The organism is Foliimonas ilicis, from assembly GCF_039939195.1.
GTDB lineage: Bacteria > Pseudomonadota > Alphaproteobacteria > Rhizobiales > Rhizobiaceae > Foliimonas > Foliimonas ilicis.
The window spans coordinates 76,953-92,210 of record NZ_JBDUUH010000011.1; the positions used below are offsets into that span (position 1 = coordinate 76,953).

Annotated in this window: 12 protein-coding genes; 5 read left to right on the forward strand and 7 right to left on the reverse strand. The window is 59.4% G+C overall.

Annotated elements, in window-relative coordinates:
- Positions 1-183: 183 nt before the first annotated feature.
- Positions 184-1,326: a DegT/DnrJ/EryC1/StrS family aminotransferase gene (locus tag ABFT80_RS21125; protein ID WP_347973930.1), complete on the forward strand. Its 1,143-nt coding sequence runs from the start codon at positions 184-186 to the stop codon at positions 1,324-1,326.
- Between the two features lie 128 nt (positions 1,327-1,454).
- Here the strand turns inward: ABFT80_RS21125 and cysQ are convergent, their stop codons facing one another.
- From cysQ to cysD, 3 genes are read right to left on the reverse strand one after another with little or no spacing between them, the layout of a single operon-like run.
- The gene (gene cysQ, locus ABFT80_RS21130; protein WP_347973931.1) at positions 1,455-2,273 is read right to left on the reverse strand and encodes a 3'(2'),5'-bisphosphate nucleotidase CysQ; all 819 of its coding nucleotides are present in this window, start codon (positions 2,271-2,273) and stop codon (positions 1,455-1,457) included.
- Entirely contained in the window at positions 2,251-4,188 is a 1,938-nt protein-coding gene (cysN, locus tag ABFT80_RS21135) for a sulfate adenylyltransferase subunit CysN (RefSeq protein WP_347973932.1), read from the reverse strand. Before cysN ends, cysQ begins: the two co-directional genes overlap by 23 nt.
- Before the next feature lie 2 nt (positions 4,189-4,190).
- Positions 4,191-5,096, reverse strand: coding sequence for a sulfate adenylyltransferase subunit CysD (gene cysD, locus ABFT80_RS21140; RefSeq protein ID WP_347973933.1), 906 nt, complete (start codon positions 5,094-5,096; stop codon positions 4,191-4,193).
- 327 nt (positions 5,097-5,423) lie between these two features.
- Between cysD and ABFT80_RS21145 the strand changes: the two genes are divergently transcribed.
- Positions 5,424-6,326 carry an MBL fold metallo-hydrolase gene (locus ABFT80_RS21145; RefSeq protein ID WP_347973934.1) on the forward strand — a complete coding sequence of 301 codons (903 nt, stop codon included), beginning with the start codon at positions 5,424-5,426 and terminating at the stop codon, positions 6,324-6,326.
- On the opposite strand, the gene ABFT80_RS21150 is transcribed toward ABFT80_RS21145, so the two are convergent.
- Positions 6,327-7,118 carry a DUF1499 domain-containing protein gene (locus ABFT80_RS21150; RefSeq protein ID WP_347973935.1) on the reverse strand — a complete coding sequence of 264 codons (792 nt, stop codon included), beginning with the start codon at positions 7,116-7,118 and terminating at the stop codon, positions 6,327-6,329. It abuts the gene before it with no gap.
- A gap of 77 nt (positions 7,119-7,195) precedes the next feature.
- Positions 7,196-8,824, reverse strand: coding sequence for a 3-(methylthio)propionyl-CoA ligase (locus ABFT80_RS21155; protein WP_347973936.1), 1,629 nt, complete (start codon positions 8,822-8,824; stop codon positions 7,196-7,198).
- A 161-nt stretch (positions 8,825-8,985) separates the two neighbouring features.
- Here ABFT80_RS21155 and ABFT80_RS21160 point away from each other — a divergent pair, with 161 nt between their 5' ends.
- The 3 genes from ABFT80_RS21160 (at position 8,986) to ABFT80_RS21170 (ending at position 11,350) form a co-directional block, all read left to right on the forward strand.
- Positions 8,986-9,351 carry a hypothetical protein gene (locus ABFT80_RS21160; RefSeq protein WP_347973937.1) on the forward strand — a complete coding sequence of 122 codons (366 nt, stop codon included), beginning with the start codon at positions 8,986-8,988 and terminating at the stop codon, positions 9,349-9,351.
- A gap of 113 nt (positions 9,352-9,464) precedes the next feature.
- Positions 9,465-10,844, forward strand: a complete 1,380-nt coding sequence (locus tag ABFT80_RS21165; protein ID WP_347973938.1) for an aminotransferase — start codon at positions 9,465-9,467, stop codon at positions 10,842-10,844.
- Between the two features lie 101 nt (positions 10,845-10,945).
- Positions 10,946-11,350 carry a DUF427 domain-containing protein gene (locus ABFT80_RS21170; RefSeq protein WP_347973939.1) on the forward strand — a complete coding sequence of 135 codons (405 nt, stop codon included), beginning with the start codon at positions 10,946-10,948 and terminating at the stop codon, positions 11,348-11,350.
- A gap of 256 nt (positions 11,351-11,606) precedes the next feature.
- On the opposite strand, the gene ABFT80_RS21175 is transcribed toward ABFT80_RS21170, so the two are convergent.
- Together ABFT80_RS21175 and ppdK are read right to left on the reverse strand one after the other, a co-directional pair.
- A complete protein-coding gene (locus tag ABFT80_RS21175) occupies positions 11,607-12,341 on the reverse strand; it encodes a polysaccharide deacetylase family protein (protein WP_347973940.1) in 735 nt (244 codons plus the stop codon).
- Between the two features lie 105 nt (positions 12,342-12,446).
- Complete coding sequence (gene ppdK / locus ABFT80_RS21180; RefSeq protein WP_347973941.1) at positions 12,447-15,110, reverse strand: pyruvate, phosphate dikinase; 2,664 nt, start codon at positions 15,108-15,110, stop codon at positions 12,447-12,449.
- Between the last annotated feature and the right edge of the window lie 148 nt (positions 15,111-15,258).

Here is a 15,258-nt window from a genome sequence, read left to right on the forward strand (position 1 = left end):
CCGTCACATGCCAAAAATCGCGGCATTGTGCGCCTTTGACCCCCTCCCCGGCATCGCTATAGTAACGGCGAGCGAACGCCGGTGAAATCCGGCAGGGCGCGGGGCGCTTCCTCAGGCGCTGGCTTCCCTGCTAATCAGCGTTCGTAATGTGGCCAAAGGGCCAGAATTTTTTCCGGAGCGATCATGCAATTCATCGACCTCGGCGCACAGCGCGAAAGAATCCGCGACAGGCTGAAAGCGGCAATCGACCATGTGGTCGATGATGGCCGCTACATCCTCGGCCCGCAGGTGGCGGAGTTCGAGAAAAAGCTCGCGGATTATGTCGGCGTCAAGCATGTCGTCGCCTGCGCAAACGGCACCGACGCGCTGCTTTTGCCGCTCTACGCTTCGGGCATCGGCCCCGGCGACGCGGTGTTCGTGCCGAGCTTCACCTTTGCAGCGACCGCGGAAGTCGTGTCGCTTGCCAAGGCAGAGCCGATTTTCGTCGACGTCGACAAGAACAATTACAATATCGACATTCAAAGCCTCGAAGCGGCAATCGCGATGGTGAAGGCGGAAGGCCGCCTGACGCCGCGCGCGATCATCCCCGTCGATCTGTTCGGCCTTGGGGCCGACTATGAGGCAATCGAAAAGATCGCCGAGCGCGAAAATCTGCTGGTCATTGAAGACGCCGCTCAGTCCATCGGCGGCAAACTCGATGGCAAGATGTGCGGCGCGTTCGGCCATGTCGCCGGAACCAGCTTCTACCCGGCAAAGCCGCTCGGCTGTTATGGCGATGGCGGCGCGATGTTCACCAATGACGATGCGCTGGCCGAACGCCTGCGCTCCTTTGCCTTCCACGGCAAGGGCGAGACGCAATATGACAATGTGGTTGTCGGCCTGAACTCGCGCCTCGACACGTTGCAGGCGGCAATTCTCATCGAAAAGCTGGCGATCCTCGAAGACGAGATGGAAGCACGCGACCGCGTGGCACGCCGCTATGTCGAAGGCCTTGGCGATGTCGTAAAGGCCGCGCATGCGCCCGATGGCAGCCGCTCGGCCTGGGCGCAATATGCCATCGAGACACCGAACCGCGACGGGTTGAAAGCCCATCTTAAGGAGAAGAGCATTCCGTCCGTCATCTACTATGTGAAGCCGCTGCACGCGCAAATCGCCTACCGCGATTTCCCGCGTACGCCGACCGGTTTGACGGTGTCGGAGACGCTGCCGAAAAACATCCTCTGCCTGCCGATGCACCCCTATCTCAGTGAAGCCGATCAGGACCGGGTGATTAGCGAAATCAGGAATTTCGTGGGGTCGAATTCGTCGAAGGCTGCGGCGGAGTAGGCTACCCCCACTCCGTCCGCTACGCGGCCACCTCTCCCCCACTTCGTGAGGGAGAGGAAAAGCGGCGGCATCCTTCCTTGCCCCTTTCCAAGGGGAGAGGTGGTTTGCGCAGCAAACCGGAGAGGGGTTCAGCCAGCCTCGACAATATTCCCGCGCGCCACGAAATACGGGTTCACGAAATCCACATCCGTCGCCAGATCGCGCTTGCCATATTGCAGCGGCTTGCCGTCAAGCGTCCTGGTGGACCCTCCCGCAGCGCGCAGGATCGCGTCACCGGCTGCCGTGTCCCACTCCATGGTGCGGCCGAAGCGCGGGTAGATGTCGGCCTCACCCGATGCGATCAGACAGAATTTCAACGACGAGCCGACCGAGATGATCTCGGCGGCCTCTATCTTACGAATGAAGGCGTCGGTTTCGGGCGTGCGGTGCGAGCGGCTGGCGAGAATGGTTAGCGGCACCTGCCCTTCACGGACATGGATTTTGCGGCGCTTTTCGATAGTCCCGTCTTCGGAAATGTCGAGCTTTTCGGCAAGATCGGGACGGCCTGAGTAGAAATGCCCGCTGCACGGCGCGTAAACGACGCCGATTTCGGGAATTCCATTGCGCACCAGCGCGATATTGACGGTGAAATCCTGCTTGCGGTTGACGAATTCGCGCGTGCCATCCAGCGGGTCGACAAGGAAAAACAACCCGTCCAGCGGCGGCGGAACGACGCCAGCCGACGCTTCCTCCTCCGCCACGCAGGGGATTTCGGGAAAGGCCGCGCGCAGGCCCTTCAGGATGATTTTTTCGGCTGCCCGGTCTGCCTCCGTTACCGGAGAAGAGTCCGATTTTTCGAACACGGTCATATCGGTGTGAAACACCTTCATGACCGCCTTTCCGGCATCCAGCGCCAATCGCTCGAATGTTTCGAGGATCGTTCCGTCAGATGCCGCCGCCCTCGTCATATTGCTGGTCTGCACTCTTGCGTTCGCGAAGCCAATTTTCCAGGGCTTCTACCATTTCTTCCGGTGTTCTACCGAGCGTTTGAAGATGAAGCTCCGGTTTTACCGGCACTTCATAGGGAGAATCGACACCGGTGAAGTTTTTGATTTCACCACTCATGGCGCGCAAGTAAAGCCCCTTGGGGTCGCGGCGCGCGCATTCTTCGAAAGGCGTATCGACAAAAACCTCAACGAATTCGCCCGGCGCCATCAGGCTGCGCGCCAATTCGCGCTCGGCCCGGAAGGGCGAAATGAAGGACACGATGACGATCAGTCCCGCATCGGCCATCAGGCGCGCGACTTCGGCCACGCGGCGGATGTTCTCAACACGGTCTTCCGTCTTGAAACCGAGATCGCGATTGAGACCGTGGCGGACATTGTCGCCGTCCAGAATGTAGGTGTGGCGGCCCGCCGAATGCAGCTTCTTTTCGAGCAGATTGGCGATGGTCGATTTGCCGGAGCCGGACAGACCCGTGAACCAGAGAACCGCAGGCTGCTGGTTCTTGATCGCCGCGCGCTCCACCTTACCGACATCGAGCGACTGCCAATGAATGTTTTCGGCGCGGCGCAGCGGATGCAGGATCATGCCCGCGCCGACCGTCGCATTGCTGATGCGGTCGATGAGGATGAAAGCACCGGTGGTGCGGTTGTCGGCGAAATTATCGAAGGCGATTGGCGATTGGACCGCGATGTTGCAGACGCCGACCTCGTTCATTTCCAGCGATTTCACCGCTTCATGCGCGAAATTATTGACGTCGATGCGGTATTTCAGATCGGTGACGGTGGCGCTCGCCTGATCGGTTTCGGTGCGCAGAATGTAGGAGCGGCCGGGCAGCAGTGCCTGTTCGTCGAACCAGACGACATTGGCTGCAAACTGATCCACCACCTGCGGGCGGGCGGTGGGCGCGACCAGCATGTTGCCGCGCGAGACTTCGACCTCGTCTTCGAGCATAAGCGTTACCGCCTGCCCCGCGACAGCCGTCTGCAGATCACCGCCATAGGCGACGATGCGCTTGACCTTCGATGCCTTGCCGGATTTCGCGACGACGATTTCGTCGCCCTGCGAGATCGAACCCGATGAAACCGTACCTGCGAAACCGCGGAAATCGAGGTTCGGACGGTTCACATATTGCACCGGAAAGCGGAAGGGCCGCTCCGCCGGTTCTTCATCGACCGAGATGGTTTCGAGATGTTCGAGAAGCGTCGGCCCCTCATACCAGCCGAGTTTGTCGGAGCTTTTGGTGACGTTGTCGCCATAGCGCGCCGAAAGCGGAATGGCGGTGATGGTCTGGAAGCCGAGATCGCCGGCAAAGGCGTTGTAATCGCGCACGATGCGCTCGAAAACCGACCGTTCATAGCCGACGAGATCGATCTTGTTGACCGCGATTATGATGTGCCGGATGCCCAGCAAAGATGCGATGAACGAATGCCGCCGCGTCTGTTTCAACACGCCCTGACGTGCATCGATAAGCACGATTGCCAGATCGGCGGTCGAAGCACCCGTTGCCATGTTGCGGGTGTACTGTTCATGGCCGGGCGTATCTGCGACGATGAATTTGCGCTTCGGCGTCGCGAAAAAGCGGTAGGCGACATCGATGGTGATGCCCTGCTCGCGCTCCGCTTCCAGCCCGTCGACAAGCAGCGCGAAATCGACATCGTCGCCGGTCGTGCCATGCTTGCGCGAGTCGCTTTCGAGCGTCGCGAGCTGGTCTTCGAATATCTGCTTGGTGTCGGACAAAAGCCGCCCGATCAGCGTGGATTTCCCGTCATCGACCGAGCCGCAGGTGAGGAAGCGCAGCAGCGATTTCTGCTCCTGCGCGGCCAGATAATCGCGGACTGTTTCGACTTCGGTGATGGTTTCGGCACGCAGATGGCGCATTTTCAGAAATACCCTTCGCGCTTCTTTTTTTCCATCGACCCGGCTTCGTCGCGGTCGATCAATCTTCCCTGCCGCTCGGAGGTGCGGGCGGTCAGCATTTCGGAAACGATGCCCTCAAGATCGTCCGCATCGGAATCGATTGCGCCGGTCAGCGGGTAGCAGCCGAGTGTGCGGAAGCGCACGAGACGGTTTTCCACCACCTCGCCGGGCTGCAGTTTGATGCGGTCGTCATCGACCAGAATGAGCATGCCGTCGCGCTGAACGACGGGCCTTTTCTTGGCGAAATAGAGCGGCACGATGGGGATGTTTTCCTGCAGGATGTACTGCCAGATATCGAGCTCGGTCCAGTTCGACAGCGGGAAGACGCGGATGGATTCGCCCTGCGCGACACGGGTGTTGAAGATCTTCCACATTTCCGGACGCTGGTTCTTCGGGTCCCAGCTATGCTGCTTGTCGCGGAAGGAAAAAATGCGCTCTTTCGCGCGGGATTTTTCCTCGTCGCGGCGCGCGCCGCCAAAGGCTGCATCAAAGCCGTATTTGTCGAGCGCCTGGCGCAGACCGACCGTCTTCATGATGTGGGTATGCGTGTTCGAGCCGTGCACGAAGGGGTTGATGTTCTGGCGAACGCCATCCTCATTGATGTGAACGAGAAGATCGAAGCCGAGCTTTTCGGCCATTGCATCGCGAAACTCGATCATCTCGCGGAATTTCCACGTCGTATCGACATGCAAAAACGGAAATGGCGGCTTGGCGGGATAGAACGCCTTCATCGCCAAATGCAGCAGAACGGACGAATCCTTGCCGACCGAATAGAGCATCACGGGCTTGGTAAACGTGGCCGCGACCTCACGGAAAATATGAATCGCCTCGGCTTCTAGCCGATCGAGGTGGGTGAGTTTGGCTGGCATTCGGAAGGCCTCACAACAGCGGCCGGGTCGAAAACGGCCGCTTTATATGTTTCCGCATAAATGCCGTTAAACACCCTCCTTCCTCAAGGAGAGCGCAACCAAAATGGAAGCCATTGGCAGTGTGATTTTGCGCGGGGCGCTTACTTTGCGAAATGAAATTCCGCGAAGCTCATAAATTGCCGGTTTTGCTGTTGCGGCGCTAAAAAACTGCCCCAAGCGGCGGCACGCGTGCTGATATTGCCGTCGCAACCCGAATTTCCGCATATTGCCTTCCATGTTGAGCGGCAATCGGTTTTATAGGATTTCCCGAAGCAGCCCAGAGTCATCATGGATTTCAACACCGAGTTCGAACCCGCCTACGGACAGGCAATTCCCGTCGGACAAGACATTCTGCGGCTGACCGTCAATAATCCGAGCGCGTTCACTTTTCACGGCACGAACAGCTATATTGTCGGGCGCGAAACGCTTGCGGTGATCGATCCGGGGCCGGAAGACGACGCGCATTTCGATGCCTTGATGAAGGCGATCAATGGGCGCCCGGTCAGCCACATCTTCGTCAGCCATACACATCGCGATCACTCGCCGCTGGCCGCCCGCCTGAAGGCCGAAACCGGCGCAGTCACCGCAGCCGAAGGGCCGCACCGCCCTGCCCGCCCGTTGCAGATCGGCGAGATCAATCCGCTCGACGCCAGCGCCGATATGGACTTCGTACCCGACCTCGTGCTTGCCGATGGAAGCGTCGTCGAAGGCGATGGCTGGGCGCTGAAAACCGTTCTGACACCCGGACACACGGCCAACCACGCCGCATTCGCGCTCGACCGTGACGGTGTTCTGTTTTCCGCCGATCACGTCATGGCATGGGCAACGACGATCGTCGCGCCGCCTGATGGTGCGATGGCCGATTACATGGCCTCGCTGGAGCGGCTTCTTGAGCGGGACGACCGGATTTTTCTGCCCGGCCATGGCGGGCCGGTCACCAAGCCGCGGCCTTTCCTGCGCGGATTGCGCACCCACCGCAAAATGCGCGAGCGCGCCATCATCGAGCGTGTGAATGCCGGTGATCGCACGATCCCGGAAATGGTCGCGGCCATCTACCGCGACACCGACCCGCGTCTGCATGGTGCAGCCGCGCTTTCGGTTCTGGCGCATCTGGAAGATCTGGTCGGACGCGGTGCCGTTCAGACCGAAGGCATGCCGGCGATCAATGGGATATTCTTTCCCGCTGCCTGACTATTCCTCCGGCATTGCGCCGGTCTTGCCTGCAATCTCCGCGTCGAGTTCGGCCAGAAAGCTTTCGATGCGGGCGGCATTGTCGCCCCGGTCGTGACGCCCGTAACGCGATGCGGAGCGCATATCGACATAGGTCGTTTCACCCTCATTGGTGATGCGGATCGAAACGTCGATGGGGAATGCCAGAATCAACGTCGCAGCAACCGCCTGAATGGTGATTTCCATCTGCCCGACCGCCACGGGTATCGGCCCGACCAATTGCCAGCCCTGACGCGAGACGACATCGTTGACCGCCGCCAGCGTGGCATCGAACGGCAGATCGTAGCGCCGCCCAACGACGCCCGGATAGCTGACGATCTGCAGATTTCGCTCGGCAGGCGTGAACGGCACGATCTGGTTCATCTCGGCGGTTCGCGCGCGCTGTGCGTTGGACAGAACCGGCGGATCGTCGAGATCGGTCGAAATGTCGTTGAGCGGCGGGTTCGTATTCGCCTGATAGGCGGCATAACCGAACGGCACCAGAACGATCAGCGACACCAGCGCACCGACGGTCAGTTTGCGCCCGCCCGCTTCGCCATGGTTCCAAAGCCGAAGGAAAGCGTATCCGGCCAGCGCCAGCGACAGCAACGCCAGAATGCCGACCAGTCCTTGAATCCAGAAGAAGCCGGGCGTTTCGAGAAAGCGATAGCGATGCCCGATCGCGGCCGTTGCCAGCAGGACTGCGGAAAACAGCCCCAGCCGCCTCGACCAGATCGCCGCCCGCGAATGTCGTCTTTCCCAGATTGCAGTCATTCAGCGCCGCTCTGTTAACTCCTGAATGAGCTTCTAGAGCATCAAGCTGAACAAAGCGTAGTGCTTTTTTAAAGGCTTCAATCTGTCGGCAGGCGATAGTCGCGAAACTGATCACGCAGCACGGTTTTCTGGATTTTTCCCGTCGCCGTGTGGGGAATTTCCTTCACGAAGGCGACATCGTCGGGCAGCCACCATTTTGCGACCTTTCCATCCATGAAGCTCAGGATTTCCTCCTTTTCGAGAGCGGCACCTTCTTTTTTCACCACGACGAGCAGAGGCCGCTCATCCCATTTGGAATGGCGGACGCCGATGACCGCAGCTTCCGCAACGGATGGATGGCCGACCGCCAGATTTTCGAGATCGATGGTCGAAATCCACTCGCCGCCCGATTTGATGACATCCTTGGCGCGGTCGGTGATCTGCATGTAGCCGAGCGGGTCGATATGGGCGACATCGCCCGTGTCGAACCAGCCATCCTCGTCGAATTGCTCGGCCCCCGCGCCGCCATAATAGGCGCTGGAAACCGCCGGGCCGCGCACCTTCAAACGCCCGAAGGTCTTGCCATCCCACGGAAGCGACTTGTTCTCGTCGTCCGTAACCTTCATCTCAACACCGAATGGCGCATGGCCTTGCTTGGATTGCGCGTCGAGGCGCTTTTCGGCGGAAAGCTCGGCATAATCTGGCTTGAGGGTCGCCAGCGTGCCGAGCGGTGACATTTCGGTCATGCCCCAGGCGTGGATCACCTCGACATCGTAATTGTCCTGGAATTTCTGCACCATCGCACGCGGGCAGGCAGAGCCCCCGATGACCACTTTTTTCAGATGCGGCAGCTTTTTTCCGCTTTCTTCCAGAAACTGCAAAAGCATAAGCCAGATCGTCGGGACAGCGGCGGTGAACGTCACCTTTTCCGTGTCCAGCAATTCGTAGATCGAGGCGCCGTCGAGCTTGCCGCCCGGCATGACCAGTTTTGCGCCGACCATGGGGCCGCTTTGCGCCAACCCCCAGGCATTGGCATGGAACATCGGCACGACCGGCAAAACCACGTCGCGTGAGGAAATGCCCATCGCATCCGGCATGCAGGCGATCATGGCGTGAAACACATTTGAGCGGTGGCTATAAAGCACGCCCTTCGGCTCACCCGTCGTGCCGGAGGTGTAGCACATGCCAGCGGCAGTGTTTTCGCTGAGATCCGTCCATTTGAAGTCGCCATCGGCCTCGGCCAGCCATTCTTCATAGGAAACCACATTGGGAAGCGCGGTTTCAGGCATATGCGCCGCATCCGTCAAAACGACGATGCGCTTGAGCGAATTCACCTGCGGCGCGATCTTTTCGACCAGCGGCATGAAGGTCAGATCGACGAACAGCGCCTTGTCTTCCGCATCGTTCATGATCCAGGCGATCTGATCGGGAAAGAGCCGCGGATTGAGCGTGTGGTAAATCGCGCCAATGCCCATCGCGCCATACCAAACTTCGAGATGACGGCCGCTGTTCCAGGCCATCGTCGCGATGCGATCACCCACGGTGAAACCATCACGTTCCAGCCGTTGCGCGACTTTCAGCGAGCGTGCGTGAATCTGGGAATAGGTCGTGCGGACTATCGGTCCTTCGACAGAGCGGGAAACGATCTCGCGATTGGGATGCTGGGCGGCGGCGTGGTCCAGGATTTTGTGGCAGAGCAGCGGCCATTCCTGCATCAATCCGAGCATAGATTTCCTCCCTATGGTTTTTCTCTCCGGTTATTTTGGAAGGAATGTCACGAAAGTCCAGTGCAGCAGGGAACTTCGGGGCAAATGCCACATTGAAGCCATGGAGTTGTTAAGGATTATTAACGGGGGCCGCCGCTAAACCGGAGAAAGAGAGAATTCTCATGGGCGCCGAGCTTGTGGAACTTTTGGAAGAAGATTTTCTGGAAATGGATCAGGCTGAAACGGCGAACCTGCCGGCAACCATCCAGATCGTTTCCGATGACGAGTTCGAACGCACCGCAACAGGCGCGGTCGAGGCGTTCAGCGGAACCTTGCTGTTCAGGATGAAAACCGGCGAAGGGCTGGATGCATGCCATGTCGCAACCGCCTTCGTCGATGAAGCCGGAGAGCGGCATTTCGTGATCCTGACGCAATCGGTCGCAGGCGGCGAGCTTCGCGTGGAGGCAGCCTCCAAAAGCGAAAATCCGGTGGCAAGCATCATCCCGGCTTATGCAGATGTGCTGGAAACCTTCGCGGCAGCCGCATAATTCATTGGTCCAAATATCGGCCTGTCTCTTGAACCAGCAGGCACAAGCCTTTCGTTTGCGCCTGCGAACAGGCTAGATTGCGTTTTCCAATTCCGGACCTTCGGGAGACGCATATGCTCAACACCCCGCCGCTGACCAATCTGCAGACACGCGACATCGATTCGCTGCTTCACCCCTACACGCCCATCCACAAGCTGCGCGAGACAGGCACGCTGGTTATCGAAAGCGGCAAGGGCGTCTATGTCTATGACACGCAGGGGCGCGGCTACATCGAAGGCATGTCCGGTCTTTGGTGCGCGGGTCTGGGCTTCGGCGATGAAGAGCTTATCGAAGCCGCCGTTCAGCAGATGCGCGCTTTGCCTTACTATCATCTGTTCGGCGCAAAGAGCATCGAACCGGCAATCGAGCTTGCCGAAAAGCTCAAGGAAATCGCGCCTGTTCCGATCTCCAAAGTGTTCTTCACCTCGTCCGGCTCGGAAGCCAACGATACGCAGGTGAAGCTTGCCTGGTACATGAACAATGCCCGCGGCAAACCCAACAAGAAGAAGATCATTTCGCGCGTGAAAGCCTATCATGGCGTCACCATCATGTCGGCGTCGCTGACCGGCCTGCCCGGCAACCACAAGGGCTGGGATTTGCCGGTGGACCGCGTGCTGCACACGGATTGTCCGCATTATTACCGCTTCGGTCAGGATGGCGAGAGCGAGGCCGAATTCACCGCGCGCATCGTGCAGTCCCTGCGCGACATGATCGAGCGCGAAGGCCCCGATACAATCGCGGCCTTTATCGCGGAACCCATTATGGGCGCTGGCGGCGTAATCGTGCCGCCTGCCGGTTATTATGAAGCGATCCAGGCGGTTCTGGACGAGCATGACATCATCATGATCGACGATGAAGTCATCACCGGTTTCGGCCGCACCGGCAATTGGTGGGGCTGCCAGACGCTGGGCATGCGCCCGACGACGATCTCTGCCGCGAAGCAGCTCACCTCCGCCTATTCGCCGCTGGGTGCCGTGATGATGCCGGAGGATATTTATCAGTCCTATGTCGATCATTCGGCAACGCTTGGCACATTCGGCCATGGCTTCACCTATGGCGGGCATCCAGTGGGCTGCGCACTCGGCGTCAAGGCAATCGAAATCTACCAGAAGCGCGACATCATCGGGCATGTGCGCTCCCTTTCGCCGCTCTTCGAACAGCGGCTGAAGAAGATCGCCGACCATCCGCTTGTCGGCGAAACGCGTTATTGCGGCCTGATGGGCGGTGTCGAACTGGTGGCCGACAAGAAGACCAAGCGCTCCTTCGATCCATCGAAGGGTGTGGGTGCACAGGTCGCGAAGATCATCGAAAAGAATGGCGCTATCCTGCGCGCCATCGGCGACACGATCGCTCTCTGCCCGCCAATGGTCATCACCGAGCCGGAGCTCAACGAATTGTTCGACCGGCTGGAAACTTCGCTCAACGAGGCCGAAGGCAGCATTTCCAGGGATTGATACGGGCGTCCGCCTCATTGGCTGCCAAATCCGATGAGGCGGATTTTCGAACGGAACAGGCGGTTCTGAGCGGCGTTGTCCTCTCATAAGGAGACCACATTATGGAACACGCCCCTGATCCGGCCAAACAAAACCCTTCACCCGGATTTCAACGCGACCCGAACAGAAGCATCACGGTTACTCCGCTTGCAGGCGTGGTGACGGTAACGCTTGCCGACACGATCATCGCATCGTCGGAAAATGTACTGACGTTGCGCGAGGCAGAATATCAGCCTGTCTTGTACATTCCGTTCGAAGATATTTATTTCGAATTCCTGTCCCCCAGCGCGACCAGAACGAATTGTCCCTACAAGGGCGACGCCAAATACTGGAACGCATCAGCCGGCGGCGAAGGCCGCGAGGATGCCATGTGGGCCTATCAAAAACCCTATGACGAAATGACGAAGATAAAAGACTATGGGGCGTTTTATCCGACCAAGGTGAAGATCGACATCGCGTCGATGTGAGCCTGGGGCGCGCGAACACCTCAGCTTCGAGCCCTTCATTTTTAAATAGAAAAGCCGACGGGACAGCGCCCCCCTCTGTCCTGCCGGACATCTCCCCCACGGGTGGGGAGATTGGCTGACACCACCATCCGCTTTCATTCTGCAACGTCAACAATTGGTGCCACGCGTCCATGACAGAGTAATCTCCCCACCTGTGGGGGAGATGTCCGGCAGGACAGAGGGGGGCGCCTCGCGATTCCATCAAAACAGGAAATGCTCAGTCCCCAGTTTCGAACACCCCATCCCCATCGGCATCTTCGAGCCTCACGAACTTCACGCCCCGCGCCTGCAGCGCCAGCAAACCCTTGACCAATCCGTCGCCTGCCGAATGCGTCGGCTGGTTGATATGGGCGATGATGACATCGCCGTCCTTCGCACTCATCACGCGCTTTTCGGTGGCTGCCGCACCGAGTAGCGAGCCGCCATCGCCATTGATCGAATAGCCCGCGATGCGGAACCCCATCTTGCGGATCAGCGTCACCGATGACGGGCTGTATTTCGCCGTCGAGCCGCGAAACCATTTAGGCGCGGCAATTCCTGCCTGCGCCAGATCGGCGGCACCGCCTTCGACTTCGAGGCGCACGGCATCCGCACTACCTGCTGCCTTGATGCCATAGACCGTCGCCGGATGGTCGATTGCCGGAATGTGGCGCGCGCCGTGATTTTCAAGCTCGAACAATTCGGGATGCGCGCGCATCGTTGCGAGTGCCGCCGGATTGCGTTTCAGCCATAGACCGGTGACGAAAATCGTCGCCGGAATGCGGTGCTCGACCAATGTCGAAAGAATGCGCTCGTCGGTGCGCCCGCCGCAGGCGTCCAGCGTCAGCGCGACACGCGTTTCGCCGGGAAGTGTTTTCGCAAGATGGAGCGATGGCTCGACGAGTTGCGGCGCAGCGATTGCAGGCAATGCCAACAGCCCCGCTGCTATCGTGAAAGCCAGGAAAATCCGCATCGTCTTGTCTCTGCGCCAGTAAATCCGGCGGAGCTATCCGCCCGGATCATGGCGAAGTTGGGATGCGGTTCCGGCGCTATACCCAATTTGCAAATCGGGTATAGCTCACTTCCTTTTGACCGCCGCCTGCGCTGCGGCAAGCCTTGCAATCGGCACGCGGAAGGGTGAGCAGGAGACGTAATCCAGCCCGACTTCCTCGCAGAAATGGATCGACGACGGGTCGCCGCCATGCTCGCCGCAGATGCCGAGCTTGATGTCGGGGCGCGTTGCCCTGCCCTTTTCGGCGGCCATGCGCACCAGTTCGCCGACGCCTTCGATGTCGAGCGAGACGAACGGGTCCTGCTCGATGATGCCCTTCTGGCGGTATGTTTCGAGGAACGACGAGGCGTCGTCGCGCGAAATGCCGAAGGTCGTCTGCGTCAGATCATTCGTGCCGAAGGAGAAGAATTCAGCCGATTCGGCAATGACATGCGCGCGTATCGCGGCGCGCGGAAGCTCGATCATGGTGCCGGTGAGATATTCGATCTCGGTGCCGGTTTCCTGCATCACGCTTTTCGCAACATCGTCGATGCGCGCCTTCACATAGTCGAGTTCCTTCACGATGCCGACCAGCGGCACCATGATTTCGGGAACGACCAGCTTACCCGCCTTGCGGCCTGCCTCGACCGCTGCCTCGAAAATCGCGCGGGCCTGCATTTCGGCAATTTCCGGATAGGAAACGGCCAGACGGCAGCCGCGATGGCCAAGCATCGGGTTGAATTCGTGAAGCGTTTCCGTGCGGTGGCGCAGCTTGTCGACCGGCACATTCATGGCGGTCGCGACTTCCTGAATTTCCTCTTCCGTCTTCGGCAGGAATTCATGCAAAGGCGGATCAAGCAGGCGGATGGTGACCGGCAGGCCAGCCATGATCTCGAACAATTCGAGGAAATCCGCGCGCTGCATCGGCAGAAGCTTGGCCAGCGCCTTGCGGCGGCCTTCTTCCGTATCCGCGAGGATCATTTCGCGCATCGCCAGAATGCGGTCGCCATCGAAGAACATGTGCTCCGTGCGGCAAAGGCCAATGCCTTCCGCACCGAAGGAGCGCGCCATGCGCGCATCAGCGGGCGTTTCCGCATTCGTGCGCACTTTCATGCGTCGTATCGCGTCGGCCCATTCCATGATCGCAGCGAAATCACCGGAAAGCTCCGGCTGAAGCATCGCGACCGCGCCTTTCAGCACCTGTCCATTGCCGCCATCGATGGTGATGATGTCGCCCTTCTTGAAAGTCTGCCCCATCACCGTCAGCGTGGCGGTGCGATAATCGACGCGCAGCGATCCGGCACCCGAAACGCAGGGCTTGCCCATGCCGCGCGCAACCACCGCCGCATGGCTGGTCATGCCGCCACGCGTCGTCAGAATGCCTTCCGCCGCATGCATGCCGTGAATGTCTTCCGGGCTGGTTTCGACGCGCACCAGAATGACCTTGCGGCCCTGCTGCTTCATGTCTTCCGCATCGTCCGAGGAGAACACGATTTCGCCGGTCGCGGCACCCGGCGACGCAGGCAGGCCGGAGGCGATGACATGGCGCTCGGCCTTGGGGTCGATGGTCGGGTGCAGAAGCTGGTCGAGCGACGCCGGATCGATGCGTGCAATCGCCTCCTCCTTGGTGATCAGCCCTTCCGCCGCCATCTCGACCGCTATGCGAAGAGCAGCCTTCGCCGTGCGCTTGCCCGAACGGGTTTGCAGCATCCACAATTTGCCGCGCTCGATGGTGAATTCGAGATCCTGCATGTCGCGGTAGTGCTGTTCGAGGCGGTCGGAAATCTCGACGAAGGATTTGAACGCATCCGGCATCAGCTTTTGCAGCGAAGGCTTGTCCGAACCGGCATCGATGCGCGCGGCCTCGGTGATATTCTGCGGCGTGCGAATGCCCGCCACCACGTCTTCGCCCTGCGCGTTCACAAGAAATTCGCCGTAAAGCTGCTTGTCGCCGGTCGAAGGATTGCGCGTGAAGGCAACGCCGGTGGCCGAGGATTCGCCCATATTGCCGAACACCATGGCCTGCACATTGACCGCCGTGCCCCAGCTTGCGGGAATGTCGTGCAGGCGGCGATAAGTGACCGCGCGCGCATTCATCCAGCTTGAAAACACTGCGCCGATCGCGCCCCAAAGCTGTTCTTTCGGTGACTGCGGAAACGGCTTTCCCAGCTCTTCCTCGACCTTTTCCTTATAAAGACCGATCACCTTTTGCCATTCGGCAGCGGAAAGATCGGTGTCGAGCTCATGGCCGAGCTGCGCCTTCTCGTCTTCCAGGATTTCCTCGAAAACCTCGTGATCCAGCCCCATCACGACATCGGAATACATCTGGATAAAGCGGCGATAGCTGTCATAGGCGAAGCGCGGATCGCCGGAATCGCGCGCCAGCGCTTCCACCGTCTCGTCGTTCAGGCCGAGATTGAGCACCGTGTCCATCATGCCCGGCATCGAAGCGCGCGCTCCGGAACGCACTGAGACCAGAAGCAGATTGGCCGGATCGCCGAAGCGCCGCCCGGTTATGCTTCCTATATGGTCCAGTGCCTTGGCAACATCGTCTTCCAGACCCGACGGAAACGCGCTGCCTTCGGTATAAAAGGAATTGCAGGCATCGGTGGTGATCGTAAAACCCGGAGGCACCGGCAGGCCGAGGCTGCACATCTCAGCCAGATTCGCGCCCTTGCCGCCCAGCAGATTGCGGTCGCTCGCGCGCCCTTCCGCATTGCCGTCCCCGAATGTGTAGACCCACTTTGCCATGCCTGTCCTCATTTCGCATTGCGCCGTAATCAGCTTGATGCGTTACGATGCTGCACCGCGAAAGGCAATTGCCGAGCGCCCGGACTGGAGCAACTCAATCGATTAAGCTTCGTCACGAAGTTCAAGCTTGTAAAATACAAGATGATCC

Excerpts from the sequence above, each read along its gene's own strand:
- ABFT80_RS21125 (WP_347973930.1), top strand. The coding sequence starts at position 184 with ATGCAATTCATCGACCTCGGCGCACAGCGCGAAAGAATCCGCGACAGG.
- cysQ (WP_347973931.1), bottom strand. The coding sequence starts at position 2,273 with ATGACGAGGGCGGCGGCATCTGACGGAACGATCCTCGAAACATTCGAG.
- cysN (WP_347973932.1), bottom strand. The coding sequence starts at position 4,188 with ATGCGCCATCTGCGTGCCGAAACCATCACCGAAGTCGAAACAGTCCGC.
- cysD (WP_347973933.1), bottom strand. The coding sequence starts at position 5,096 with ATGCCAGCCAAACTCACCCACCTCGATCGGCTAGAAGCCGAGGCGATT.
- ABFT80_RS21145 (WP_347973934.1), top strand. The coding sequence starts at position 5,424 with ATGGATTTCAACACCGAGTTCGAACCCGCCTACGGACAGGCAATTCCC.
- ABFT80_RS21150 (WP_347973935.1), bottom strand. The coding sequence starts at position 7,118 with ATGACTGCAATCTGGGAAAGACGACATTCGCGGGCGGCGATCTGGTCG.
- ABFT80_RS21155 (WP_347973936.1), bottom strand. The coding sequence starts at position 8,824 with ATGCTCGGATTGATGCAGGAATGGCCGCTGCTCTGCCACAAAATCCTG.
- ABFT80_RS21160 (WP_347973937.1), top strand. The coding sequence starts at position 8,986 with ATGGGCGCCGAGCTTGTGGAACTTTTGGAAGAAGATTTTCTGGAAATG.
- ABFT80_RS21165 (WP_347973938.1), top strand. The coding sequence starts at position 9,465 with ATGCTCAACACCCCGCCGCTGACCAATCTGCAGACACGCGACATCGAT.
- ABFT80_RS21170 (WP_347973939.1), top strand. The coding sequence starts at position 10,946 with ATGGAACACGCCCCTGATCCGGCCAAACAAAACCCTTCACCCGGATTT.
- ABFT80_RS21175 (WP_347973940.1), bottom strand. The coding sequence starts at position 12,341 with ATGCGGATTTTCCTGGCTTTCACGATAGCAGCGGGGCTGTTGGCATTG.
- ppdK (WP_347973941.1), bottom strand. The coding sequence starts at position 15,110 with ATGGCAAAGTGGGTCTACACATTCGGGGACGGCAATGCGGAAGGGCGC.